Below are 23,039 nucleotides of genomic sequence, written 5' to 3'. Positions count from 1 at the left end.
TTTTACTCTATTGTTAGACATAAATCACCTTGAAGATATGATATAATAGAAATGTCAGAAAATGTTCATCGTATTTTTTTGTTTTCATATATTTTAATGGAAGCACTTACAATAGCAGTTATTTGAAATAGGAGGGGGATTATGGGGAAAAATAATGATGAAGAAGTAATTGAGGTAGTAGCAACAGAAGGAAATTTACAAGACTATGAAACCAGTCTTTCTGAATTCAAGTGGGAACATGTTATGAAGGACTTTTCTTGGAACAAATCAGGGAAAGTAAATATGGCTTACGAAGCGATTGATCGACATGCGGAGTCGCCAATAAAAGATAAGGTAGCTTTATATTACAGTGATGCAATCCGTGATGAATCTTACACTTTCAAAGAAATGAAAAAGAAATCTAACCAAGCAGCAAATATATTAAAGGATCTTGGAATTCAAAAAGGGGACCGTGTATTTATTTTTATGCCAAGAACTCCTGAGCTTTATTTTGCCTTACTAGGAGCCATTAAAAATGGGGCAATTGTGGGTCCATTATTTGAAGCATTTATGGAAACAGCCGTGAAGGATCGATTGGAGGATAGCGAAGCTGTTGCTGTAGTGACCACACCAGAATTACTTCATCGAATTCAAGTTTCAGATTTACCAAATTTAAAACATATCATATTAGTTGGTGAAGATATTTCTTTATCTGAAGGACAGGTGGATTTTAATCAAGCAATGAAAAATGCTTCAGATGAGTTTGAAATAGAGTGGGTTGATCTTGAAGATGGTTTAATTATTCACTATACTTCTGGTTCTACAGGAAAACCTAAAGGTGTTTTTCACTCTCACAATGCAATGATTCAACATTATTATACTGGAAAAATAGTTCTGGATTTGCATAAGGATGATATTTATTGGTGTACTGCTGATCCCGGATGGGTTACAGGTACATCTTATGGGATATTTGCTCCTTGGTTAAATGGAGCATCCAATGTAATTAGAGGTGGCAGATTTAGTCCTCAAGATTGGTATGAAACCATTCAAAAATATAAAATTACGGTATGGTACAGTGCTCCAACTGCATTTCGTATGCTGATGGGAGCTGGGGATGATGTTGTCCAACAATTTGATCTATCTAGCCTTAGACATGTATTAAGTGTAGGAGAACCACTCAATCCTGAGGTTATTCGTTGGGGTTTGAAAGTATATCATCAGCGAATACATGATACTTGGTGGATGACAGAAACAGGAGGGCAGCTCATTTGTAATTATCCTCGAATGGAGATCAAACCTGGTTCCATGGGAAAACCTATACCGGGTGTTGAGGCAGCCATTATTAATGATTATGGTAAAGAAGTAGCACCGTATCATATGGGCAACTTAGCCATTAAAACTCCGTGGCCTTCGATGATGAGAAAAATATGGAAAAACAAGACTAAATACGAGGAATATTTTAGAATTCCAGGTTGGTATATATCTGGAGATTCTGCTTATCGTGATGAAGACGGTTATTTTTGGTTTCAAGGTAGAATTGATGATGTTATTAATACATCTGGTGAGAGAGTAGGTCCATTTGAGGTAGAAAGTAAATTGGTTGAACATCCTGCTGTTGCAGAAGCAGGTGTAATTGGTATTCCTGATCCTGTTCGTGGAGAAATTATTAAAGCTTATATCTCTCTGAGAAAAGGCTATAAACCTTCACAAGTGTTAAAAGATCAAATTTCACAATATGTAAAGGAAGGATTATCTGCTCATGCTTCACCTCGTGAAATTGAATTCAAAGATAAGCTTCCTAAAACAAGAAGTGGTAAAATTATGAGACGTGTATTAAAAGCTTGGGAATTAAACCTCCCAACTGGAGATCTTTCTACTATTGAAGATTAATGAAGTATAAATCTTTATTAACAATTCTTAAAACCCCCTATCTAACTCGTAATGAGTATGATAGGGGGTTTTTTAGTTTGGCAATATAATTACTTTACTTCTACAGGATCAGATAATGCTGAAGCTCCTGTTTTATTTACTGCGGCAATTCGATACCATCCTTCATTTATAATACTGGTGTCTGCAAAGGAATTTTTATTCGCATTGGAGATGAATTGATAATCTCCATCTTTTTTATCACTGTAATAAATTTCATAATATAAAACTTTATCATTGACAGAATTTGCAATCCATGTAATTTTTACAGTTAATTCATCTTTTACAGCTTCAACATTTGTTGGGATCTTCGGTAATGATCCAATATTACCTAAATCAACTCCACTTCCTTCATTATCATCATTGTCATCTGTATCTCCTTCTTCATCTTCTTGCACAGGAATTTCAGGTGATTCAGCATCTTTATTTGTTTGAAGTCTTTTAGGTTCAGAAATGTTCCCGGCTACATCTACAGCTACAACATAATAAAAATAATCAACAGATCCACTTACATAATCTTTAAACTTCAATTCATCATCGTATCGTTTCGTTTGTGAATGTGTAAATCCATTTCCATTATTTCTATAAAAACGATAACCTACTACATCCTCACTTGGACTGTGGTCAAATGTAATCACATTGATTCCTTCTTTTTGTTCTAATCTAACATTGAATGGAGGTTCCGGATTTTTACCATCCTCTATTCTTGGCTCTTCAGCTATAGGAGCAGTTGAACCCATGTCAGTAGGATAGAAGTCTTCAAGCCTCATAGGATATCCATTGCTATTTTTAGGTTTTTGACTACTGGAATACCCTTTTAAGATTGAATCTATTTTCTCATATAACTCTTTTAAAGAAGTACTTCTATTTACAACGATTTTGGTTTCAATCATATCGTCTGGTGTAGAAGCAAGAGGGATATAATTGATGTCATTATAACTAATGACAGGTAATTCTGATAAACTATCATCCATCTCAGTAGGGACATACTTTTTGTCGAATAAATCTGTTGTTGTAAATCCTGCCTGTTTGGTTAATTCTGTAGGAATCAGTCCTGATTTGCTTGAAACTGTTTTTCTTACTAACCCTTCTGGTTGATAAAACTCAGTTGTCTCAAATAGGCCAGGCTTTAATTCAATTGTTTTGTCCATTACCTTTGACCATATTTCTTTCGCTCTGGCTTTTCCAGTACGTTCATCATATCTTCCAAAATCTAAAGAGCCGTTTTGGTCATATCCAGCCCATACACCTAATGTAATGTCAGGTGAATATCCTAAAAACCAAACATCTCGATATAGATTGGTCGTCCCTGTTTTACCTACAATTGGTATTTTTCCGTAGTTTTTAAATCCTTTTCTGATTTCACCACCTGAAGCTCCTTCAGCAACTGCTGTTTTTAACATATCAGTGATTAAAAATGCAGCTTGTTCTGTAAATAATTTTTCAGGTGCGTGCTGATGCTCGTATACGATTTTCCCATCAGAATCTTCAATTTTTTCAATTAAATAGGCATCGTTAAATTCACCATAGTTAGCTATACTTGAAAATGCATTGGTTAATTCCTCAACAGTAGTTCCGTAGGATAGCCCGCCAATAACCCCTGTTTGTGCATTTCTGTCTTCCTCAGTTAAAGTTGTAATTCCTAACTCCTCAACAAAATCAAGTGCGTCATCTCTACCAACTATTTCATTATAAACATAAATCGCAGGGATATTGTAGGATTCGTTTAGAGCTTCACGAGCTGTCATTAATCCGTGATATTTGTAGTCCCAGTTCAATGGAAGATGAGCACCTTTACCTCCATCAGGTAGGATGATTGGAATATCATCTAAAATTGAAGCAGGTTGTAATTCTCCTGAATTTATTGCAGGTAAATAAGCTGCAATAGGTTTCATAGAAGATCCGGGTTGTCTTTTCATCTGTGTTGCATGGTTATATTCTTCTATTTCATAACCTCGCCCTTCAATCATCCCTAAGATCGAACCGGTTTTATTGTTAATCATGACTGCACCGGTTTGTTCCACACCATTTTCATTATCTGGAGCAAAGTTGTCTGGATTCTGAGCTATCTCTTGCATAGCATCATAAATGGTCTGATCAATGGTTGTATAAATTTTATATCCACCATTAATGACTGTTTCACGGTATTCTTCTACAGATGCGTCAATTTCCTCCTGAGATAATTCAGGATTTTCTTGTTTTAATAAAATTTCAGCTGCTCTACGTTCTATCTCAATCATTAAATATGGATAAGTAGTGTATGCTTTTTCAGAAGGTTTAGCTAAAGAAGCTTTAATGTCAAAATTCAATGCTTCTGTATATTCAGCCTCTGTAATTTTCCCTGCTTCTTTCATACGATTAAGTACATGTTTTTGTCTTTCTACTGCAGCATTAAACCCTGGTTCGTCAAACTCTCCATATCCAGTAAAAGGTGAGTATTTATTTGGATTTTGTGGTAAACCAGCCAGGAATGCAGCTTGTGCTATATTGATATCATTAAGATCATTTAAACCAAAAATACCTTGAATAGCTGCCTTTACTCCAGAAACTGGATATCCACTAGAACCTGTACCAAATCCGATTTTATTTAAATATGCTTCTAGAATTTGATCCTTTGTTAAAACTTGCTCCATACGAACGGAAAGAATGATTTCTTTTACTTTTCTATCAATTGTTTGATCAAAATTTAAAAATACTCTTCGCGCCAATTGTTGTGTAATTGTACTTCCACCTGTTTGAATTTGCTCATTAAACACTTGTTGTTTTACTGCACGTGTTATTCCTTTAATATCTATTCCAATGTGATTTTCAAAATTTTGATCTTCTGTGGCAATAAAAGCATCTTGGATGACTTTAGGTATGTCATTCAACTCAATCATTCTACGGTCTTCTACTGAACGGAGTTGTCCAATCAATGTCTCATCATTAAAATAGGCAAACCCAGAGACATTGTTTTTCATAACCTCAGATACCATTTCTTCTGGTGAACGCACAGGTTCATCTTTAACTATAGATGTGACATAACCTAATACCACTCCACCAGTTAAAATCCCAAATATAATTCCAATAATTAATATCCATTTTAATGTTATCAAAGATATAAATAGTGATTTCTTAAGTATAGGATTTGATTTGTTTTTGTTTTGTTTCTTTGACATTTTTGATCCCCCTCCGGTCTAACCCATTATAGCATAAAGGTTTTTGCTTGAACATTCGCTATAACATAGCATTCATTTGGTTGACTTTACCGTTGTTGTTTGATATAAAAGAATGAAATTGCAATCCAAATAATACAACTTTTTTACGTCAATAAAGAGTAAAAGTTGCACTTTTTAAAAATGTTGTAAAAATATAATCATGAAATAATATGATCATTTTTAGGATTTAAATGGAGGGAAAGAATGAATGGTGGCAAAATGGGAAGAGCTTACAATAGAGCAGCAAACTGAGGTGAATAGACAATTAGAAGTTATCCACCGTGGAGTAGCTGAAATCGTACCTGAGGAAGATTTAAAGCAAAAGGTTATCAAATCAGTGTTAACTAATGAACCTTTAAAAGTAAAATTAGGGTTAGATCCTTCGGCACCAGATATTCACATAGGTCATACCGTAGTTTTACATAAACTCAGACAATTTCAAGACCTTGGACATCAGGTTCAACTGATAATAGGGGATTTTACAGGACGAATAGGGGATCCTACAGGAAAATCTGAAACACGTAAACAATTAACAGAGGAAGATGTTATCAAAAATGCTCAGACTTATAAAGAGCAATTTTTTAAAATACTTGATATTGAAAAAACAACCGTTTTTTTTAATTCAGAATGGTTGGCACCATTGAGCTTTGCGGATGTTGTTGAACTATCTGCTAAAGTTACCGTTGCTCGAATGCTGGAACGTGATGATTTTTCTAAACGATACAATTCAGGTCAATCCATCAGTATTCACGAGTTTTTCTACCCTTTAATGCAAGGGTATGATTCAGTCGCCTTGAAAAGTGACATTGAAATTGGCGGCACTGATCAAAAATTCAACTTATTGATGGGAAGGACGTTGCAAAAAGAATACAGCGTCCCAACACAAGCAACGGTTATGCTTCCATTAATTGAAGGGTTAGACGGCGTTAAAAAAATGAGTAAAAGTTTAAATAATTATATTGGAATAGATGAAGAGCCAAGTGAAATTTATGGTAAATCTATGTCAATACCAGATGAATTGATGATTAAATATTATGAACTTGCTACAGATATGTCTATTGAGGATTTAGGAGAATTAAAAATAGGGTTAGAAAATGGTAAAGTACATCCTAGAGACGCGAAAATGAAATTAGGGCATACCTTTGTAAGAATGTACCATGGTTTAGAAGCTGCGAATGAAGCTGAGGAGCGCTTTAAGACCGTTTTTCAAAAGAGAGCTTTGCCAGATGATATTCCTACTGTTGAAGTTGCTCCTAACCATCTCGATGAAGGTGCATTGCGTTTGATCAATTTGCTCGTTTTATTAAAGTTACAAAACTCGAATGGGGAAGCAAGGAGAAGTATTACTCAAGGAGCAGTTAGAATAAATGAAGAGAAAATCATGGATGTCAATGCTGTAGTGAACCCAAAAGAAGGGGATATTGTACAAGTAGGAAAAAGAAAATTTGCAAAAATTTCCTTGACCTGAAAAAGTGAGGAGTAGAATAGACTATTTGTAAGAATTGAATATAGAAAAAACCCCCTCAATGAGGGGGTTTTTATTATCTACTGTAAAGCTCGACGATTTGTTGTTCGTTGATTTCAGGAGGTAATTCCGCACGTTCTGGATAGCGAACATATTTACCTTCCATTGCTTTTTCATCAAATTCTACATAAGCCGGAGTAAAGTTGCTGTTTTCCATTGATTCTTTGATGACTTTTAATCCTCTGCTTTTTTCTCTTAAACCAATTACGTCACCTGGTTTAACAGCATAAGATGGAATATCCACTTTTTTACCATTTACAGTCACATGTCCATGTGCTACAAGCTGACGAGCTCCAGCACGTGAATTGGATAATGCAAAACGATAAACTAAATTATCTAAACGGCTTTCTAATAAGATCATGAAGTTTTCACCAGAAATACCTTTCATATTAGAAGCTTTGTCAAACAGATTACGGAATTGCTTTTCATTTAAACCGTACATATGACGAAGTTTTTGCTTTTCCATAAGTTGTAAACCGTATCCGCTAATTTTTCTTCTTTGATTTGCACCATGTTGACCTGGTGGATAATTTCTTTTTAATTCCTTACCTGTACCGCTTAAGGAAATTCCTAAGCGACGACTTAATTTGAATTTTGGACCTGTGTAACGTGCCATGTATTTTGACTCCTTTTATAATTAATAATTAAATTTAAATTGGTCGGTTTCAGCTTGTGCCTAAATTTATGCAGTTTAACCAAAGGGATAGCGAGGTTAAACATTGATAAACTCTTCAGCCGCAGGTCTATCATCCATAAAATTAGTGAGGGTATTTACACAAATTTTTCCCACCATAAATACATAACGCTATCCACATTCTCTAATCGTTAATTTTATAAGAAAAGTACTGCTTAAGTCAAGTTTTTACTAAAAAATAGTTATATTTCTGATCTACATCAAATTGATATAGTGCAAAATCACTAAAATAATAGTATTATAGATATATTGGAAAATGGGATTCTATAAAATACATATTATCATACATGACTTAAGACCCTGTGTCTACTATCTTTTTTTGGTGAAGAAGGTGTTTGTGTGAATGTGAATAGTAATCAGTGCAAGATTAAAAAGGATAGTGTACATACCTCTCATCAATGGGACTATAGTATTATTAATGAAAATATGAATGATCAACTTCTAAATCAGTTCATAACAAAATCATTTAAAGAGTTTATTAATCAAATCATCACTGAATCACTCAAAGTTCAGGGTGCTTTTTTTATAGCAGATATGAATGGGAAATTGTTGGAAAGTCATGTTTTTTCAGATTGGGTCTATACTAATAAATTAAATTTCATTTTAGAACCTGATGTTGTTTGGGATAAATCGGAGTTAGGAGTAAACGCATTAAATAAGTGTATTAGTCATTTAGAACTAAGTATGGTTTATCTTGAAGAACATACATATGAGCCATTTAAAAAATACATTACTAGTGCAGTGCCTATTCCTATCGTATTTTCAGTGGTAAATAATCAGAAAGTAGTGTTAGGTGCTATTTTGGAACAAGATGAAAATATGAATGAACTTTTTGTAATTAAATCGCTTGGAATGTCTTTTCAATCGATCTTACACAAAAATATAGAAGCTCATTTGAATTTTAAACTATATACGGAAAATTTAAAGATTTCTAAAGAACATAAACTCAAAGAGCAACTATACCAGATAAATAAAAATCTTCAATCAAAATTAGACGGGGATTTAATATTATCTGAAGTCATACAAAAGATAAAAGATATTTATCCAAGATGTGAAGTTCAATTATTTTTATCGTTAGATAATAAACCCAATACATCGCTTAAATCAATATCATTTGACGTAAATGAAGATCCTTATTGTAAGCGTGCCTTTATGGAAGGTGAAATTCAAGTACAACGTCTTGAATCAGACAACCAGCTAATTTCCGTTCCATTACGTGGTTTACAGGCTGTATATGGTGTTTTTAGAATTCAAACGAACTTAGAGGTCTTTTGTGATAAGGAAATTAACTTTGTTTCTATGTTAGCCGATTCAGCAGGGGTTGCTTTTGAAAACGCTAAATTATTGGAACAGTCTAATTCGTTAATTGGTGAGTTAAGATTAATTAATGATATTACGCGAAGGTTAAATAAAAGTTTGAATTTATATGAACTTTTTGATTATATTTCCAATGAATTAATTAATATATTTAATGCGGATTTTGGATGTATACTTGAATTTAATAAGGAGAAAAATCAAATTATTATAAAATCAAGTAATATTCCAAATTTAACGAATGATGTTTTTTCAATAAACTATGGCTTTTCTGGTGTTGTGAATCAAACAAAAGAAGGCCTAATTGTTCAAGATTATAATACGGATCCTTCTGTAAGTTCAAAGGTGATGGAAATTACAAAATCTCGTTCGTTAATTGCTTCACCTATACTCGTAAATGATGAAGTTTCAGGTGTTGTCATGTTTACAAATCAAATGCCAAACTTTTTTACATATGATAATTTTAGAATGTTGCAAATTCTTTCAACGCATATTGGACTTGCAATGAGTAACGCTATGCTTCATGATGAAATGAATCGAATGGTGATTACTGATAATTTAACAGGATTATATGCAAGGCATTATTTAGATGAACAGGTTACGAAGATGTTAATTGATCATCATTATGGTTCACTAATTCTGTTCGATATAGACTTCTTTAAAAAAGTAAACGATCAATATGGTCATCAACTTGGAGATAAGATTTTGAAACAAGTTAGTAAAATTATTCAGTCTTGTATTCGGGATTCAGACATCGCTGCAAGATGGGGTGGTGAAGAAATAGCAGTCTATATTCCTGAAGCCAAGGTAGAACAAGCAATAAAAATAGCTGAGCGTATCAGAAATAGAGTATATAATGAGACAAATCCCCGAGTTAGTGTTTCATGTGGAATTTCTGATTGGAGCTTAGATGATAAAATCATCGGAGTTGAAAACTTAATATATAAAGCAGATATGGCACTATACGAAGCTAAGAAATTAGGAAGAAATCAAATACAAGTTAATGAATAAATAAAATTGCTCAATGTATAGAGATGAAATCAGTATGACCTAACATTTGAGCATTTTTTAATTAATATGAGTTTGATTATCGTGAAGGATACTAAACTTTTAAATCACGGAAGAATTGTGTTAAAATTTTTATGTAGAACATTGTGATTGGTTAAAAGATATGGAGGTTGATAAGGTGAGAGATCCAAGAGTACAAACACTAGCTAAACAGTTAGTAAATTATTCTATTGAATGTAAACCTGGAGAAAAGGTTTTAATTGAGATGATTGGTACAGAAAGAGAATTATTGAAAAGTATTATTGAAGAAGTTCAAGCTTGTGGAGGGCTTCCTTTTGTAGAAATTACTGATCCTTCAGTAATGAGATCTTTATTAATGAATGCTTCAAAGGGTCAAATTGAAGAGTGGTCATCCTACGATTTAATTCGTATGAAAAGGATGGATGCTTATATTGGCATTCGCTCAGGTGATAATTCCAATGAATTATCTGATGTACCTGATGAAAAAATGAAGATGTATATTAATGATTACCGTCATCCTGTACATTCTGAGCAGAGGGTGAAACAAACAAAATGGGTAATATTAAGATATCCAAATAATTCGATGGCTCAATCTGCTAATATGAGTACAGAAAATTTTGAAGATTTTTATTTCAATGTATGTAACTTGGATTATGCTAAAATGTCTAATTCCATGGATGCATTAGTGAAGTTAATGAATCAAACAGATAAGGTCAGAATCAAATCTCCAGGAACAGAATTAAGCTTTTCAATTAAAGATATTCCTGCTATTAAATGTGCCGGTTCTAATAACATTCCTGATGGAGAAGTGTATACGGCCCCTGTATTAGAGTCAGTGAATGGAACGATTTCATACAATACTCCAACTGTATATTCAGGTATCACTTTTGAAAATATACAGTTCAAGTTTGAAAATGGAAAAATAGTTGAAGCTACAAGTAACAATTCAGAAAGACTAAACAAGATTTTGGATTCAGATCAGGGAGCACGTTACATAGGGGAATTTAGCTTAGGTTTTAATCCATATATTAAAAATCCTATGAAGGATATTTTATTTGATGAAAAAATCGATGGTAGCTTGCATTTCACACCTGGTCAAGCGTATGATGAAGCAGATAATGGTAATCGATCTTCCGTACATTGGGATTTAGTATTGATCCAAAGACCAGAGTTCGGAGGTGGAGAAATTTATTTTGATGACAGGTTAATTCGAAAAGATGGTCGTTTTGTGATTAGTGAATTAGCGCTATTAAATCCAGAAAATCTAACATAACGGGCTGTAGTCGTATTTTTCTAAGAAATAACTTGCGTGAATTCATCAACACGAGTTATCATATATTTAATGAAATATATGGCATTTAATAATGGAGGGAAACATATGTCAAAAAATGAAGCTATTATGGAAATATCTCAAACCGCTAATAAATTTACTTCTTCTATCGTACTACAGTTTGAAAACAAGTATATTGATGTTAAGAGTATTTTAGGTTTGTTTACTACCTTAGTGGATTCAAATAGTTATGAATTACACGTACATGGTCCTGACCAAGAAGAAGCCATTGCTAGCATGCAAGAAGTATTTGCTAAGCATAATTTAACAATTGTAGTAAAAAAAGATTAATCTTAATGATTTATCCTTTATTACCTTGCTTCCTTCATGAATTATAGATCATCTCTTGTGTATTTCCACGTTTTCGTCTAAACTATTTTTTAAAAGGGTAGTGACCATATCACAGGGGGGAAGTTGGGTGTCTACATCTGAAATATCAAACGATTTAGTTCAAAAAGCCTATAATCTTCTTAAAGAAGATGCAGATAAAATTTTAAAGTTGATCGAAGTGCAAATGGAAACACTCGCCAATCGTAGATGTCCTTTATATGAGGAAGTTTTGGACACTCAAATGTACGGCTTATCAAGAGAAATTGATTTTGCTGTAAGAGCAGGTTTAATGACTAATACAACAGGTAAGGAAATTTTAAGTGAGCTTGAAAGAAATTTAGCTAAACTGTATGAAGCACTAAATCAAAGTAAAGATGAGTGTCTTTGAGTTCTTTTTATAAAAAGGGCACCTCTACTATTTCAAATTAGCTCTATAAAGAGCTTTTTATTTCATATATTGAAAATAAGAAGGGGTGAGCTTATGTCCGAGACTGGTGATATTCGTATATCAAACGATGTAGTAGCTACAATTGCTGGTTTAGCAGCCATTGAGACACCTGGAATCGCAGGTATGTCTGGAGGGATTTCAGAAGGACTTGCAAAAAGGTTAAGTGGTAAAAATGTACAAAAAGGTGTTTCTGTTGAAGTAGGCAAATTAGAAACTGCAATTGATTTGCGAGTGATCGTAAATTATGGCTCAAAAATTCATGAGGTTTGCAAAAACCTGCAAACAAATGTAAAAGAATCTGTAATGAGTTTGACTGGTCTATCTGTTGTGGAGGTAAATGTTAAAGTGGAAGGTGTTGCTTTCCAAGAGGAAGTAACTGAAACGCTTCAAAGAGTAAAATAACTTATATTCATAAAATATATTAAGTAGGTAAAGTTGGAAAATTCTAAAATAACCCCGATATGGGGTTATTTTTTTTCTAATTTGGCTAGTCTATTGTTTTCACGTGAGATACTAAGTAGAATGCCGACACTGATTAAAGAGGTGATCAAAGAAGAGCCTCCTTGACTAATGAACGGAAGAGGGACTCCAGTTATCGGGATCGCATTGGTCACTCCACCTATATTGATTAGTGCCTGGATTGCTAATATTCCAACTATACCAGTCCCTACTAATGTTCCAAACATTTCAGGTGATTTAATAGAAATGACTAATCCTCTCCACAATAATAGCAAGTATGTGATTATAAAAAGGGTACTGCCAATAAAGCCTAATTCCTCACCAATAATTGAAAAGATAAAATCATTATATGCAAAGGGTAAATAAAATAGCTTTTGAATACTTTGTCCAAATCCAGCACCTGTCATTCCCCCATGTCCAAACGCATATAATGATTGGATGATATGATATCCACCACCTAATGGATCTGCCCATGGGTCTTGATAGGAAGTAAATCGGCTTAATCTTTCATTGATAGGTCCGCTCGTTATCTCAATATTGGTTAAGATCAGTAAAAATAAAGTCATCAGACCAGAAAAAATTGCAAAAATACCTAATAAATGTTTAAGGTTAGCTCCACCTACAAAAACAACTAACATTGTTCCAAAGATTAGGATTGCAGCTGTTCCAATATCGGGCTGAATCAATATCAATAAAGATATAAATGCGATAATGGTTAATACAGGAAGCAAACCCGTTTTAAAATTTCTAAACTGATCTCCTTTTTTACATATGAGCGCAGCAATATATAAAATAATTCCAATCTTTGCAAACTCAGATGGTTGTATAGTACCGAAAGACCCCAAAGGTATCCAACTTTTCGCACCATTGATTGGCTCCGTAAATAATACCATAAAGAGCATGATTATAATCATAAAATTGACAGGCACAATCCATTTCTTAAGTTTTTCGATACGCATATTCATAACAAAAAACATAACAACTAAACCTACGATTGCAAATAGAACTTGCTTTTTGGTGTAATATAAAGCATCTTGTAAGTAAAAAGAGGCAATCGGTGAACTGGAACTAAAAACCATTACGATCCCAAACCCTACTAGTAAAAACGTTAAAAAAAGTAGAATAAAATCTGGTGTACCTCTTTGACTAGTATCCATTGTCTATACCCTAGCTCAATAGCTTTTCTAATTCAGACATTTTATCATTTGCTATTTTTAATACTGATTCAGGGATTTCAACACTATAATCTAGTCCGTGAGGGAACGACTCTATACCTATGTAAATATCTTCTGGAGTTAAAACAGCATAAGGGGACTCCATTTTTCCATCAATAACTCTGCAATTTATTCTTAAAAAATACACATCGTTTTTTTCATCTTGAATTCTGAAATCATATGTAGCACGGTAATATTCCCACTGACCTCTCACAAAGCCTAGTCCACTTGTGATTTCGTCCATATATTTTAATTCACTTTGTACCCCTTGTAGTTTTGTTTTATCTAATATCATGAAATAACCTCCAAAGTCCTATTTATTCTTTATCCATGATATTATGTTTCAATCAGTTGTGCAAGTTTTAACCTTTTAAAATTTCATGACAAACGTTTAATGAAGATGATGATATAATATGAAAAGATAATGATTTGATTAGAAGGTGATGAGAATGAAAAAATATTATCAAAAGATTGAAGAACTTTTTCCTGAAATGGTGAATTGGAGAAGGCATTTACATATGAATCCTGAATTATCTTTTCAAGAGTTTAAAACAACTCAATTTATATTTGACAAACTTTCAAATTGGGGAATTGAAGCGAAAAAATCAAAAAATGACCTTGGAGTGATTGCAACGATTGAAGGTAAAAAACCTGGACCTACAGTAGCATTAAGAGCAGATATAGATGCATTACCTATTCAAGACCAAAAGAAAGTGAATTATGCTTCACAAGAACAAAATATAATGCATGCTTGCGGACATGATGGTCATACAACAATTTTACTTGCTATCGCTAAAATACTACAAGAAGATCGATCCGGGTTAAATGGGAAGATCAGACTCATATTTCAGCCTGCTGAGGAGCAATATCCAGGTGGAGCTTTAACTATGATTAATGACGGTGCATTGGAAGATGTTGATGTTATTTATGGAATCCATTTATGGACACCATTACAATCAGGGAATGTTTCTTGTATTGCTGGACCTATTATGGCATCAGTAGATGAGTTTGAGATTAAAATTGTTGGAAGAGGAGGGCATGCAGGATTACCACATAATACTGTGGATAGTACATATATTGGGGCACAGTTAGTTGTGCAATTACAATCTATTGTAAGTCGAATGGTAAATCCTATAGACCCTGCTGTTGTTTCTGTTGGTTCCTTTCATTCAGGAAGCAGTTTTAACATCATATCCTCATTATGTACGATTAAAGGCACTGTACGAACGTTTAGTGATGACATAAGGGCTAATATTCAAAAACGTTTTACACATATTTGTGAACAAATTGGAATCATGTACGATGCTGAAATTAAATTAAATTACATTAATGTATACCCTCCTGTTGTAAACCATAAAGAGGAAACGAATCGTTTTTTTAAAATGGAAAAAAATGAATTTGTGAATTCAAAAATTATGACATCTCCACTCATCATGGCAGGTGAGGATTTTTCATATTACTTAAAAAAAATTCCTGGATGTTTTATGTTTGTAGGAGCAGGAGATGAAGAGAAAAGAATAAACTTTCCTCATCATCACCCTAAATTTGACTTTGAAGAAAGTGCAATGAAAAATGCTGTGCAATTACTTTTAGGAATGACGTTAGATTATATGTATGTAAATGGGTTAAATGGGAAACTCTAAATTTGAATCCGAATTTGTGAAAAATTAAGGAGTGTTACCATGTCAACATTAAAAGAAATCATGACTACTGATTGTGTAACAGTAACCATGCAAGATAATATTTATGAAGTAGCTGTAAAAATGAAAGAACATAATATAGGAATTATCCCTGTGGTGGAAAATAAAAAATTAATCGGAGTGGCAACTGACAGAGATTTGGTCATTAGAGGTTATGCGGAGAAGAAATCAGGATCAACTGCTGTGGAAGAAGTGATAAGTAAAAATATAACAACAGCTTCACCAGATACAAATATTGATGAAGCAGCAAATATAATGGCAGAGCAGCAAATTCGTCGATTACCAGTCGTTGAAAATGGTAATCTAGTTGGTATCGTTGCGATAGGGGATTTAGCTGTGCGTGATATTTTTGAAAATGAAGCTAGTGATGCATTAAGTAAAATATCTGAACCAACCCATGATTCACAAAATTTTGCACATTAAAAAGGTAGTGTTTATATGTTGGTTTAAAGAGAGGGGGGGTCTAAATTGAGACTCCCCTTTTCAAATAAGGAGGAAATTTCGTGTCTTGTTTAATTGTACAAGCTGATTCAACCATACTTCTTGAAACAAACTCACCTCAATATGTAGAGATTAGTGCGTATTTATCTCTTTTCTCAGATCTAATGAAAACACCTGAACATATTCATACGTATAAAATAACCCCAATATCCATGTGGAATGCATCTTCGTCTGGTATTAAATCTCAAGACATTATAAAATTTTTAAAAAAACATACTAAATTTGAAATTCCTTTAAAAATATGTAAAGAAATTCAAATGTACATGAATCGATATGGAATATTAAGAATAGAACAAAAGAATGGCCAATTAACATTAATTTCAAGAGACTCAGATATTATGAAGGAAATTAGAAAATCTGAAGTTATTCAGCCTTATTTGCAGGATGAAATTGATAATTTCTCTTCTAGAATAAACTTGATACATAGAGGTTTAATTAAACAAGAACTAATTCAATTAGGATTTCCAGTAGAGGATATTGCAGGATATTTATGCGGTGAAAGTTTACAGATTCAGTTGAGTGATGTGAAATTAAGAGATTATCAAATGGATGCTATCGAGGCTTTTTATCAAGGGGGAAAAAAAACAGGGGGGAGCGGACTTATCGTTTTGCCATGTGGATCTGGTAAGACCATTGTTGGCATAGGTGTAATGTCCAAACTAAACTGTGAAACTTTAATTTTGACTACGAATGTGACTTCTGTAAAACAGTGGAAACGGGAAATTTTAACAAAAACCGATGTCCCAGAAGAATGTATTGGTGAATATACTGGGGATATAAAACAAGTAAAACCAGTTACAATCGCTACCTACCAGATTTTAACACATCGAAAAAACAAAGATCATGATTTTATTCATATGGAATTATTTAAAAAAAGAAATTGGGGTTTGATTATTTATGATGAAGTACATTTACTCCCCGCCCCTGTTTTTAGAGAAACAGCCAATATTCAAGCAACTAGAAGATTAGGTTTGACCGCAACTTTAATTAGAGAGGATGGGAGAGAAGAAGATGTGTTTTCCTTAGTCGGTCCTAAACGTTTTTATTTTCCATGGAAGCAGTTAGAGAAACATGGTTGGATATCTAAAGTAGAATGTTATGAAATTAGAGTAGATTTATCTGCTGATGTTTTAGATCAATATCATCAAATAACAAATCAAAAACTTAAGTTTAGGTTGGCAAGTGAAAATCCCATGAAGATAAAAGTAATTAATCAGTTGCTCAAACTACACCCTGATACACCTACATTGATCATAGGACAATATTTAGATCAGTTAAAAGAAATCTCAAATCATTTTCAAGCTCCTTTAATTACAGGTGAATTATCTCATGATGAGAGAGAGCTTTTATATACTGGATTTAAAGAGGGTAAGATCAAATTACTTATTGTATCTAAAGTAGCCAATTTTGCAATTGATTTACCGGATGCTGCTGTAGCAATTCAAGTATCTGGGAGTTACGGATCAAGGCAAGAAGAAGCACAGAGGTTGGGCAGAGTTTTAAGGCCCAAAAAGTCAGACAATCAAGCTCATTTTTATACTCTTGTAACCAAAGATTCAAAAGAACAGGAATTCTCACTAAAAAGACAGTTGTTTTTAGTTGAGCAAGGTTATCAATATCATATCCTTGATGAGAAACAGATAACAAACAAGGAGTTGTTAACTTCATGAATTGTGAGAAGTATCTATCCCAATTACCACAATCCTACTTAAGAGAAATTCAAACACAATCTACTTATGAAAAATTAATGAAACATGGACATGATCTTAAGGATTGCTTAACCTCCCCACAATTACTAGCAGAGTGTTATGAAAAGCTGAATTACATAGAAAAACATACATTATCATGGTTAATTAGAAACGTAGGATATGAACCATTTGAATGGAAGCATATTATATCATTAGTGGAGGATCAACTCTCGAAAGCTGAATTAAAAATGGGTTTAACGCTTTTACGACAAAAAGGAATTGTTTTTACATTTCGTAAAACATGGGGAGAACATATCTACGTGATTCCAAAAGATGCTTTTCATGCATGGGTAAAAGTATTGTTACCTGAAATTAAGCATGTAAGTTGCATCGGTGATGAGGTTGTTCAGCCCTTGGATAGATTAGGAAGGGGGTTGATTTTTGATCTATTTCAATTGATGATCTATATAGCTAAAAATGAGGTTTCACTCACTCAAGATAAAATGATTAAAAAGAGACAGCTTCAGAAAATGTGCAATTTACTAGATATCAACGAAGATGATTTACAGTTTATAGATTTAAAATATATGGGACAGGACTTTTATCCAAAAGCATTTGTTCTTGTTTATGATCTGTTACTTAGATTAAAGTTAGCTGAACAAAAATCTAAACATGTTGAACTTAATAAGGATAAAATTCATGGATGGTTAGTTCAGAATAGTTGTCAAATGAATAAGATTTTATATGAAGTTTGGCATCAAATTTGTATGCCAAATCAAGTTTGGTTGCAATTAATATGGGCAAAAATGGAGACCATTTCTTATGATATGTGGTATCCTATACAAGAGCTAGTTAATTGGATAGAAGATTCACAATTGATGTCGTGTTATGGTATAGAGAAGAAACAATGTTTCAATCAACTGCTAAACTCGATGAAAGTGTTTGTAGGTTTCGGATGGATTCAGTTAGGTAAAACGGATAATAATGAAATGGTTTTTAAGTGGAAGATGAATTTGAATTCCACAGCTAAGCCATTAGAACATGATGAAATACAATTTTATATTCAGGCTGATTATGAGGTTCTTGTGCCCTCCAATGTTCCATTCCACATTCGTTGGGAATTAGAAAGCATGTCAGAAATGACTAATTCAGATGTTATTATGCATTATTCTATAACGAAGAAAAGTATAAAAACAGCAAGGCAAAATGGGAGAACTACAAACGATATTATTGAATTTTTAAATAAATATTCAAAATATGGTTTACCAGATAATGTGAAAAAATCTGTTGAAGATTGGTCTGAACAAGTTGGTAAAATCGTTTTTCAGGAAGTTCTTCTTTTACGTTGCGCGGATGAAAAGACATTTCATCAACTTAATGACAATCCATTATTTCAACCTTATATCATTACAAAACTAGGGGAAAAAGATTTTATTATTCAAAAAAATCTGCTAAAGGAATTAATAAATAAACTCGAAAAAAATGGATATACTCCATTGTTTTCATCATTGAAACAAGGAAGCGAAGATGAAAAAGTACAATTTCCTTCTTTCAATAAAACAGTTAATGGCTCATATATATTAGAAAACGCTAAGGAAGCAAATGGATTAGTGAACTCAAATAAAACCATGTTATATTATGAAATGGAACATAAATTCCCTAATATAAAAGATGTTTACCCTATCTTAGAAGAAATTCCGCCTATTTGGTTAAAGCAATATAGATCGTATCATCCTTCTACAGAAAAAGAAATCATTCAAAAAGCAATTGATAATCATGTATATTTAAAATTAAGAAAAAACAAAGTAGAAAGAATGGTATTACCTCAAAAAATAGAAGAAAAAGAAGGGGATCTTTTAATTCACGCTTTTGAAAAAAACAAAGATATCACCTTATTTTCCCATGATTGGGAGGAAATGAGGTTGATTTTCCCAGGGATAAATGATAAATAGTAATTAAGTCCCAATACTAATAGATAAGATTGGAATGATATTAATGAGTGTTAATGAAATCACTGAGTTAGATATGTCCTCGTTGTTATTGGAAGCATATGATCTTGGTGATATGATAAATGCTTCTGAAGAGCTTCATAATTATATATACTGGAAAAAAGAAATTGAAAAAGATCAGCAGGTTCAATTACTGATAAATCAATTTATAAAAAAGAAGGAAATTTATGACGATTGTCAAAGATTTGGACAATTTCATCCTGATTATCACTCTGCATTAGAAGAAGTACAAAAAGTGGAAGAAAAATTGAATGAGCTGGAGCAAGTGAAAAAGTTTAGAGAGGCTGAGGAAAAAGTAGATGACTTACTGTATTCAGTATCTAAATTAATCGCTCATGAAATATCTGAAGAAATTAAAGTGCCCAGTAATAACCCATTACCCACTGTTGCAGGTTGTGGTTCAGGTGGGTGTAGTGGAAAGTGCAGTTAAATTCAAGGGATGTACAGGATCAAATGGTTCCTTATACACCCTTATAATATTATGCACGTAAAAGCTTAAATGCAGGTTCTAAACGACCGACAACTTCATCTCTGCGATTTTTAATGATTGGATAATGAAATCTTTCTAATTTTTCTTTTTCATAAGTAGATATAAGATTAAGCTGTGAGAGTGTTTCCACAACCGTAGGATAAGATGCTCTTTCAGCACCATCACTAACTTTAACTGCTATTCCCAATTCTTCTGTTGGAATGGTTAAGGCAAATACGCCTTCATTACCCATCTTTCCAATGATTCGACCTTGGGTTACATGAATGAGATGTGTGTCAAATCGATCTGTTCCAGCTAAGTAAAAAGGATGTTTCGAAATAGCTTTTAAAATTTTTTTACAGGCTAGTGCTCTATTTTCAGAAAGTGAATAAGAGGAGCCAATTTTTGCATATGCTTTAGCTAGCTGATGTACACTTAGTCCAAAAACTGGAACACCACAGCCATCTTTAGCTATATCAACTTCATTCATTTTTGCACCGGACATTTCAACAATGGTATTAAGCATGACCTGTTGAACTGGATGATCAATTGATAAGTAGCTTTCAATTGGACTATTCAATAATTTTGCTAAAATAAGCATACCTGCATGTTTTCCGGAACAAGTATTATGCAAAGTAGTAAATTTGAAGTTTTTACGTAATAACTTTTCTCTAGTTTCTTTGTGTAAAGGTTGTTGTTCTCCGCATAGTAGGTGGGAAGGACTTAAATTAAATTTATCTAATATTGACTTAACTTTATTCACATGATCTGCTTCTCCATTATGAGAAGAACAAATAACTGCAATTTCTTCATCACTTAAATCTATATTATTTTTGGACGTTTCTTCAATAATTGGAATCGCTTGCAATATTTTTGCACTGGACCTAGCAAAAGTTTTATATTCAGGATCACCTAAATGGTATATTATTTGACCATTTATATCAGTAACTACGATATAACCATTGTGCTGACTCTCGATCACTGATCCTCTTTTTACATGTATAATAATAGACAAAAATGTCACTCCTTTAAGTTTTACTATATTTTGAAAATTTGAGGTGTTACCATGTTTACTGGAAGAACTGGACTCATCATATGGGTTAAACATATTAAAGCATTAAGATTAGTTGAAAAATTTGGCAACATCCACTATGTATCAAAAAAGTTAAAATACGTGGTGTTGTATGTAAATGAAGATAAGGTTGAGCAAGTTATTGTGCAGCTAAATAAGTTGAATTTTGTTACAAATGTAGAAAGATCTTACCGTCGAGAAATTAAAACTGAATATGATACTAATGTTCCTGATAAAACTAGATTTTACTCCATTTAAATGTAAGAAAAGGACATTAGTGAGAGAGCACAAGCATATTATCACATATATTACATCTAATTATCAACAAGTGTAATATTCGTGTCAAGTGTTGTCGAAAATACTTTAATATTAAGAGAACTATGTCAACTATTATCAAATTTTATTTGACAAGAAAATCATATATAGGTTATTTTATATATATATTCTTTATTAATCAGATCTCAATAAAACAAAAAAAGTGCCTAAATTAGAAAAGTAGGATTTATCGCATACTCCTTTTCTAAAATGGCACATTTCTCTTGTGTTCAAGTAGTGTTCTCAATATGTATAAAAACCAATTTTTATTCATTTATGAAATTGATTAAAAAAGGTCTAAATGTCCTGTATATATAGGGTTTGAAATTGTTTTATTTTGAAATTATTATGTAGGCATTCAAAGATAAAAACCGCTTACATTTTATTATACTAAAGCATTAAAACTTGTGCAAGTGAAAATTTGTTTTTGTTGAATTTTAGGGTATCTGATTAATCAAGGAATAAAAGACAATCAAGGAGGAATTTGTTTTATGAAAAAGGGGTTTAAGTTAAGTTTTCTTGTACTAGCCTTAGTTTTTGCTATGGGTATGGTTTTAGTAGGTTGTGGTGATGATACAACTGAAGAACCAACAAATGAAGAAACTCCAGAGGGTAGTGAGGAAACATCTGATGAAGCTGACCAAGTATTACGTCTTAACTTCGCTAGTGAGCCACCAACAATTGATCCAGGTCTAGCAAGTGATTCAACTTCAGGTGGTATTGTGAAATCTGCATTTGAAGGATTAACTCGTTTAAACCCAGAAACAAATGAGTATGAACCTTCAGCTGCTGAAGATATTCAAGTTTCTGATGATTTATTAACGTATACTTTTACAATTAGAGAAAACAATTGGACAAATGGAGATCCAGTAACTGCACATGATTTTGAATATGCATGGAAACGTGCTTTGGATCCTGCAACAGCTGCTGACTATGCATATCAGCTTTATTATTTGAAAAATGGAGCTGCTGCAAATGCAGGGGATGTTAGTTTAGATGAAGTTGGAGTCAAAGCATTAGATGATAAAACGTTAGAGGTTACTTTAGAAAATCCAACTCCTTATTTCCTTGAATTAACAGCATTTTATACTTATATGCCTGTTAATAAAAGTATTGTTGAAGCAAATGAAAATTGGGCAAACGATGCATCAGATTTATATGCAACAAATGGTCCGTTTAAATTAGCAAAATGGGAACATGGCAGTGAAGTGGAATTAGTTAAAAATGAAGACTACTGGGATGCAGATGCTGTTAAATTACAAACAATTAACTTCTCTATGATTGAAGATGAAAGTACAGAATTAGCAATGTATGATAATGGAGACTTAGATTGGGCAGGAGCTCCGTTCTCAGCTTTACCTACAGACGCAATGGCACCTCTTAAGGATTCAGGCGATTTAATTACGCAAGAAATTGCGGGTGTATACTGGTACAAATTTAACACTGAAATAGCACCATTTGATAATGAAAAAATGCGTGAAGCATTCTCATATGCTATTAACCGTCAAGAAATTATTGACTATATCGCACAAGGTAACCAAAAACCAGCAATGGGTGCAGTTCCACTTTCCATGCCATTAAATACTGATGGATACTTCGACCCTACGGTTGAAGAAGCACAAAAGTTATTTGACGAAGCATTGGCAGAAATGGGATTATCTAGTGCTGACGAATTACCTCCAATTGTGTTAAACTTTAATACAAGTGAAGGACACCAAAAAATAGCTCAAGCAATTCAAGAACAATGGAACCAAGCGTTTGGCATTGAAGTGACTTTAGAAAACGTTGAGTGGGGCGTATACATTGATAAACTTCATGCAGGAGATTATCAAATCGGTCG

19 protein-coding genes are annotated in these 23,039 nt (G+C 33.1%); 14 read left to right on the top strand and 5 right to left on the bottom strand.

Translation table 11 applies throughout. The features are described from left to right. Nucleotides 1-141: 141 nt before the first annotated feature. The gene (acsA, locus tag ERL59_RS17310) at nt 142-1,869 is read left to right on the top strand and encodes an acetate--CoA ligase (RefSeq protein ID WP_160647502.1); all 1,728 of its coding nucleotides are present in this window, start codon (nt 142-144) and stop codon (nt 1,867-1,869) included. Between the two features lie 89 nt (nt 1,870-1,958). Here acsA and ERL59_RS17305 read toward each other — a convergent pair whose 3' ends face one another. Next, on the bottom strand, nt 1,959-5,063 hold the full coding sequence (locus ERL59_RS17305) for a transglycosylase domain-containing protein (protein ID WP_160647501.1): 3,105 nt from the start codon (nt 5,061-5,063) through the stop codon (nt 1,959-1,961). Nucleotides 5,064-5,310: 247 nt separating this feature from the next. On the opposite strand from ERL59_RS17305, the gene tyrS reads away from it, so the two are divergent. Further along, on the top strand, nt 5,311-6,570 hold the full coding sequence (gene tyrS / locus ERL59_RS17300; protein ID WP_160647500.1) for a tyrosine--tRNA ligase: 1,260 nt from the start codon (nt 5,311-5,313) through the stop codon (nt 6,568-6,570). Nucleotides 6,571-6,643: 73 nt separating this feature from the next. Here the strand turns inward: tyrS and rpsD are convergent, their stop codons facing one another. Next, nucleotides 6,644-7,243: a 30S ribosomal protein S4 gene (gene rpsD / locus ERL59_RS17295; protein ID WP_160647499.1), complete on the bottom strand. Its 600-nt coding sequence runs from the start codon at nt 7,241-7,243 to the stop codon at nt 6,644-6,646. A 423-nt stretch (nt 7,244-7,666) separates the two neighbouring features. Here rpsD and ERL59_RS21465 point away from each other — a divergent pair, with 423 nt between their 5' ends. The 5 genes from ERL59_RS21465 to ERL59_RS17270 all read left to right on the top strand — a co-directional run bounded on the left by ERL59_RS21465 (nt 7,667) and on the right by ERL59_RS17270 (nt 12,174). Continuing rightward, a complete protein-coding gene (locus ERL59_RS21465; protein WP_160647498.1) occupies nt 7,667-9,646 on the top strand; it encodes a sensor domain-containing diguanylate cyclase in 1,980 nt (659 codons plus the stop codon). A gap of 175 nt (nt 9,647-9,821) precedes the next feature. Beyond that, nucleotides 9,822-10,937 carry an aminopeptidase gene (locus tag ERL59_RS17285; RefSeq protein ID WP_160647497.1) on the top strand — a complete coding sequence of 372 codons (1,116 nt, stop codon included), beginning with the start codon at nt 9,822-9,824 and terminating at the stop codon, nt 10,935-10,937. A 105-nt stretch (nt 10,938-11,042) separates the two neighbouring features. Beyond that, complete coding sequence (locus ERL59_RS17280; RefSeq protein WP_160647496.1) at nt 11,043-11,285, top strand: HPr family phosphocarrier protein; 243 nt, start codon at nt 11,043-11,045, stop codon at nt 11,283-11,285. Between the two features lie 127 nt (nt 11,286-11,412). Continuing rightward, nucleotides 11,413-11,712, top strand: coding sequence for a DUF1507 family protein (locus ERL59_RS17275; protein WP_160647495.1), 300 nt, complete (start codon nt 11,413-11,415; stop codon nt 11,710-11,712). 93 nt (nt 11,713-11,805) lie between these two features. Beyond that, nucleotides 11,806-12,174, top strand: coding sequence for an Asp23/Gls24 family envelope stress response protein (locus ERL59_RS17270; protein ID WP_160647494.1), 369 nt, complete (start codon nt 11,806-11,808; stop codon nt 12,172-12,174). A gap of 65 nt (nt 12,175-12,239) precedes the next feature. Here the strand turns inward: ERL59_RS17270 and ftsW are convergent, their stop codons facing one another. Both ftsW and ERL59_RS17260 read right to left on the bottom strand, forming a co-directional pair. Further along, the gene (gene ftsW / locus ERL59_RS17265) at nt 12,240-13,388 is read right to left on the bottom strand and encodes a putative lipid II flippase FtsW (protein WP_160647493.1); all 1,149 of its coding nucleotides are present in this window, start codon (nt 13,386-13,388) and stop codon (nt 12,240-12,242) included. 10 nt (nt 13,389-13,398) lie between these two features. Continuing rightward, on the bottom strand, nt 13,399-13,740 hold the full coding sequence (locus ERL59_RS17260) for a YugN family protein (protein ID WP_160647492.1): 342 nt from the start codon (nt 13,738-13,740) through the stop codon (nt 13,399-13,401). Nucleotides 13,741-13,894: 154 nt separating this feature from the next. On the opposite strand from ERL59_RS17260, the gene ERL59_RS17255 reads away from it, so the two are divergent. From ERL59_RS17255 to ERL59_RS17235, 5 genes are all read left to right on the top strand, one after another. Continuing rightward, nucleotides 13,895-15,088, top strand: coding sequence for an amidohydrolase (locus tag ERL59_RS17255; RefSeq protein ID WP_235929931.1), 1,194 nt, complete (start codon nt 13,895-13,897; stop codon nt 15,086-15,088). Nucleotides 15,089-15,127: 39 nt separating this feature from the next. Continuing rightward, nucleotides 15,128-15,568 carry a CBS domain-containing protein gene (locus tag ERL59_RS17250; protein ID WP_160647490.1) on the top strand — a complete coding sequence of 147 codons (441 nt, stop codon included), beginning with the start codon at nt 15,128-15,130 and terminating at the stop codon, nt 15,566-15,568. Nucleotides 15,569-15,648: 80 nt separating this feature from the next. After that, nucleotides 15,649-17,316 carry a DNA repair helicase XPB gene (locus tag ERL59_RS17245; protein ID WP_160647489.1) on the top strand — a complete coding sequence of 556 codons (1,668 nt, stop codon included), beginning with the start codon at nt 15,649-15,651 and terminating at the stop codon, nt 17,314-17,316. After that, complete coding sequence (locus ERL59_RS17240; protein ID WP_160647488.1) at nt 17,313-19,286, top strand: helicase-associated domain-containing protein; 1,974 nt, start codon at nt 17,313-17,315, stop codon at nt 19,284-19,286. Before ERL59_RS17245 ends, ERL59_RS17240 begins: the two co-directional genes overlap by 4 nt. Nucleotides 19,287-19,329: 43 nt before the next feature. Beyond that, complete coding sequence (locus ERL59_RS17235; RefSeq protein ID WP_160647487.1) at nt 19,330-19,773, top strand: YlbF family regulator; 444 nt, start codon at nt 19,330-19,332, stop codon at nt 19,771-19,773. 49 nt (nt 19,774-19,822) lie between these two features. On the opposite strand, the gene ERL59_RS17230 is transcribed toward ERL59_RS17235, so the two are convergent. After that, the gene (locus ERL59_RS17230; RefSeq protein WP_160647486.1) at nt 19,823-20,827 is read right to left on the bottom strand and encodes an asparaginase; all 1,005 of its coding nucleotides are present in this window, start codon (nt 20,825-20,827) and stop codon (nt 19,823-19,825) included. Between the two features lie 51 nt (nt 20,828-20,878). On the opposite strand from ERL59_RS17230, the gene ERL59_RS17225 reads away from it, so the two are divergent. Together ERL59_RS17225 and ERL59_RS17220 are read left to right on the top strand one after the other, a co-directional pair. Further along, nucleotides 20,879-21,142: a YlbG family protein gene (locus tag ERL59_RS17225; RefSeq protein WP_160647485.1), complete on the top strand. Its 264-nt coding sequence runs from the start codon at nt 20,879-20,881 to the stop codon at nt 21,140-21,142. 548 nt (nt 21,143-21,690) lie between these two features. Further along, nucleotides 21,691-23,039 (top strand): peptide ABC transporter substrate-binding protein (locus ERL59_RS17220; protein WP_160647484.1); only part of this gene is annotated, 1,349 nt, incomplete at its 3' end.

The organism is Chengkuizengella marina (assembly GCF_009910845.1).
GTDB lineage: Bacteria > Bacillota > Bacilli > Paenibacillales > KCTC-33759 > Chengkuizengella > Chengkuizengella marina.
Note: the sequence above shows the minus strand (reverse complement) of the source record. Positions and strands in the feature narration are given on the sequence as shown.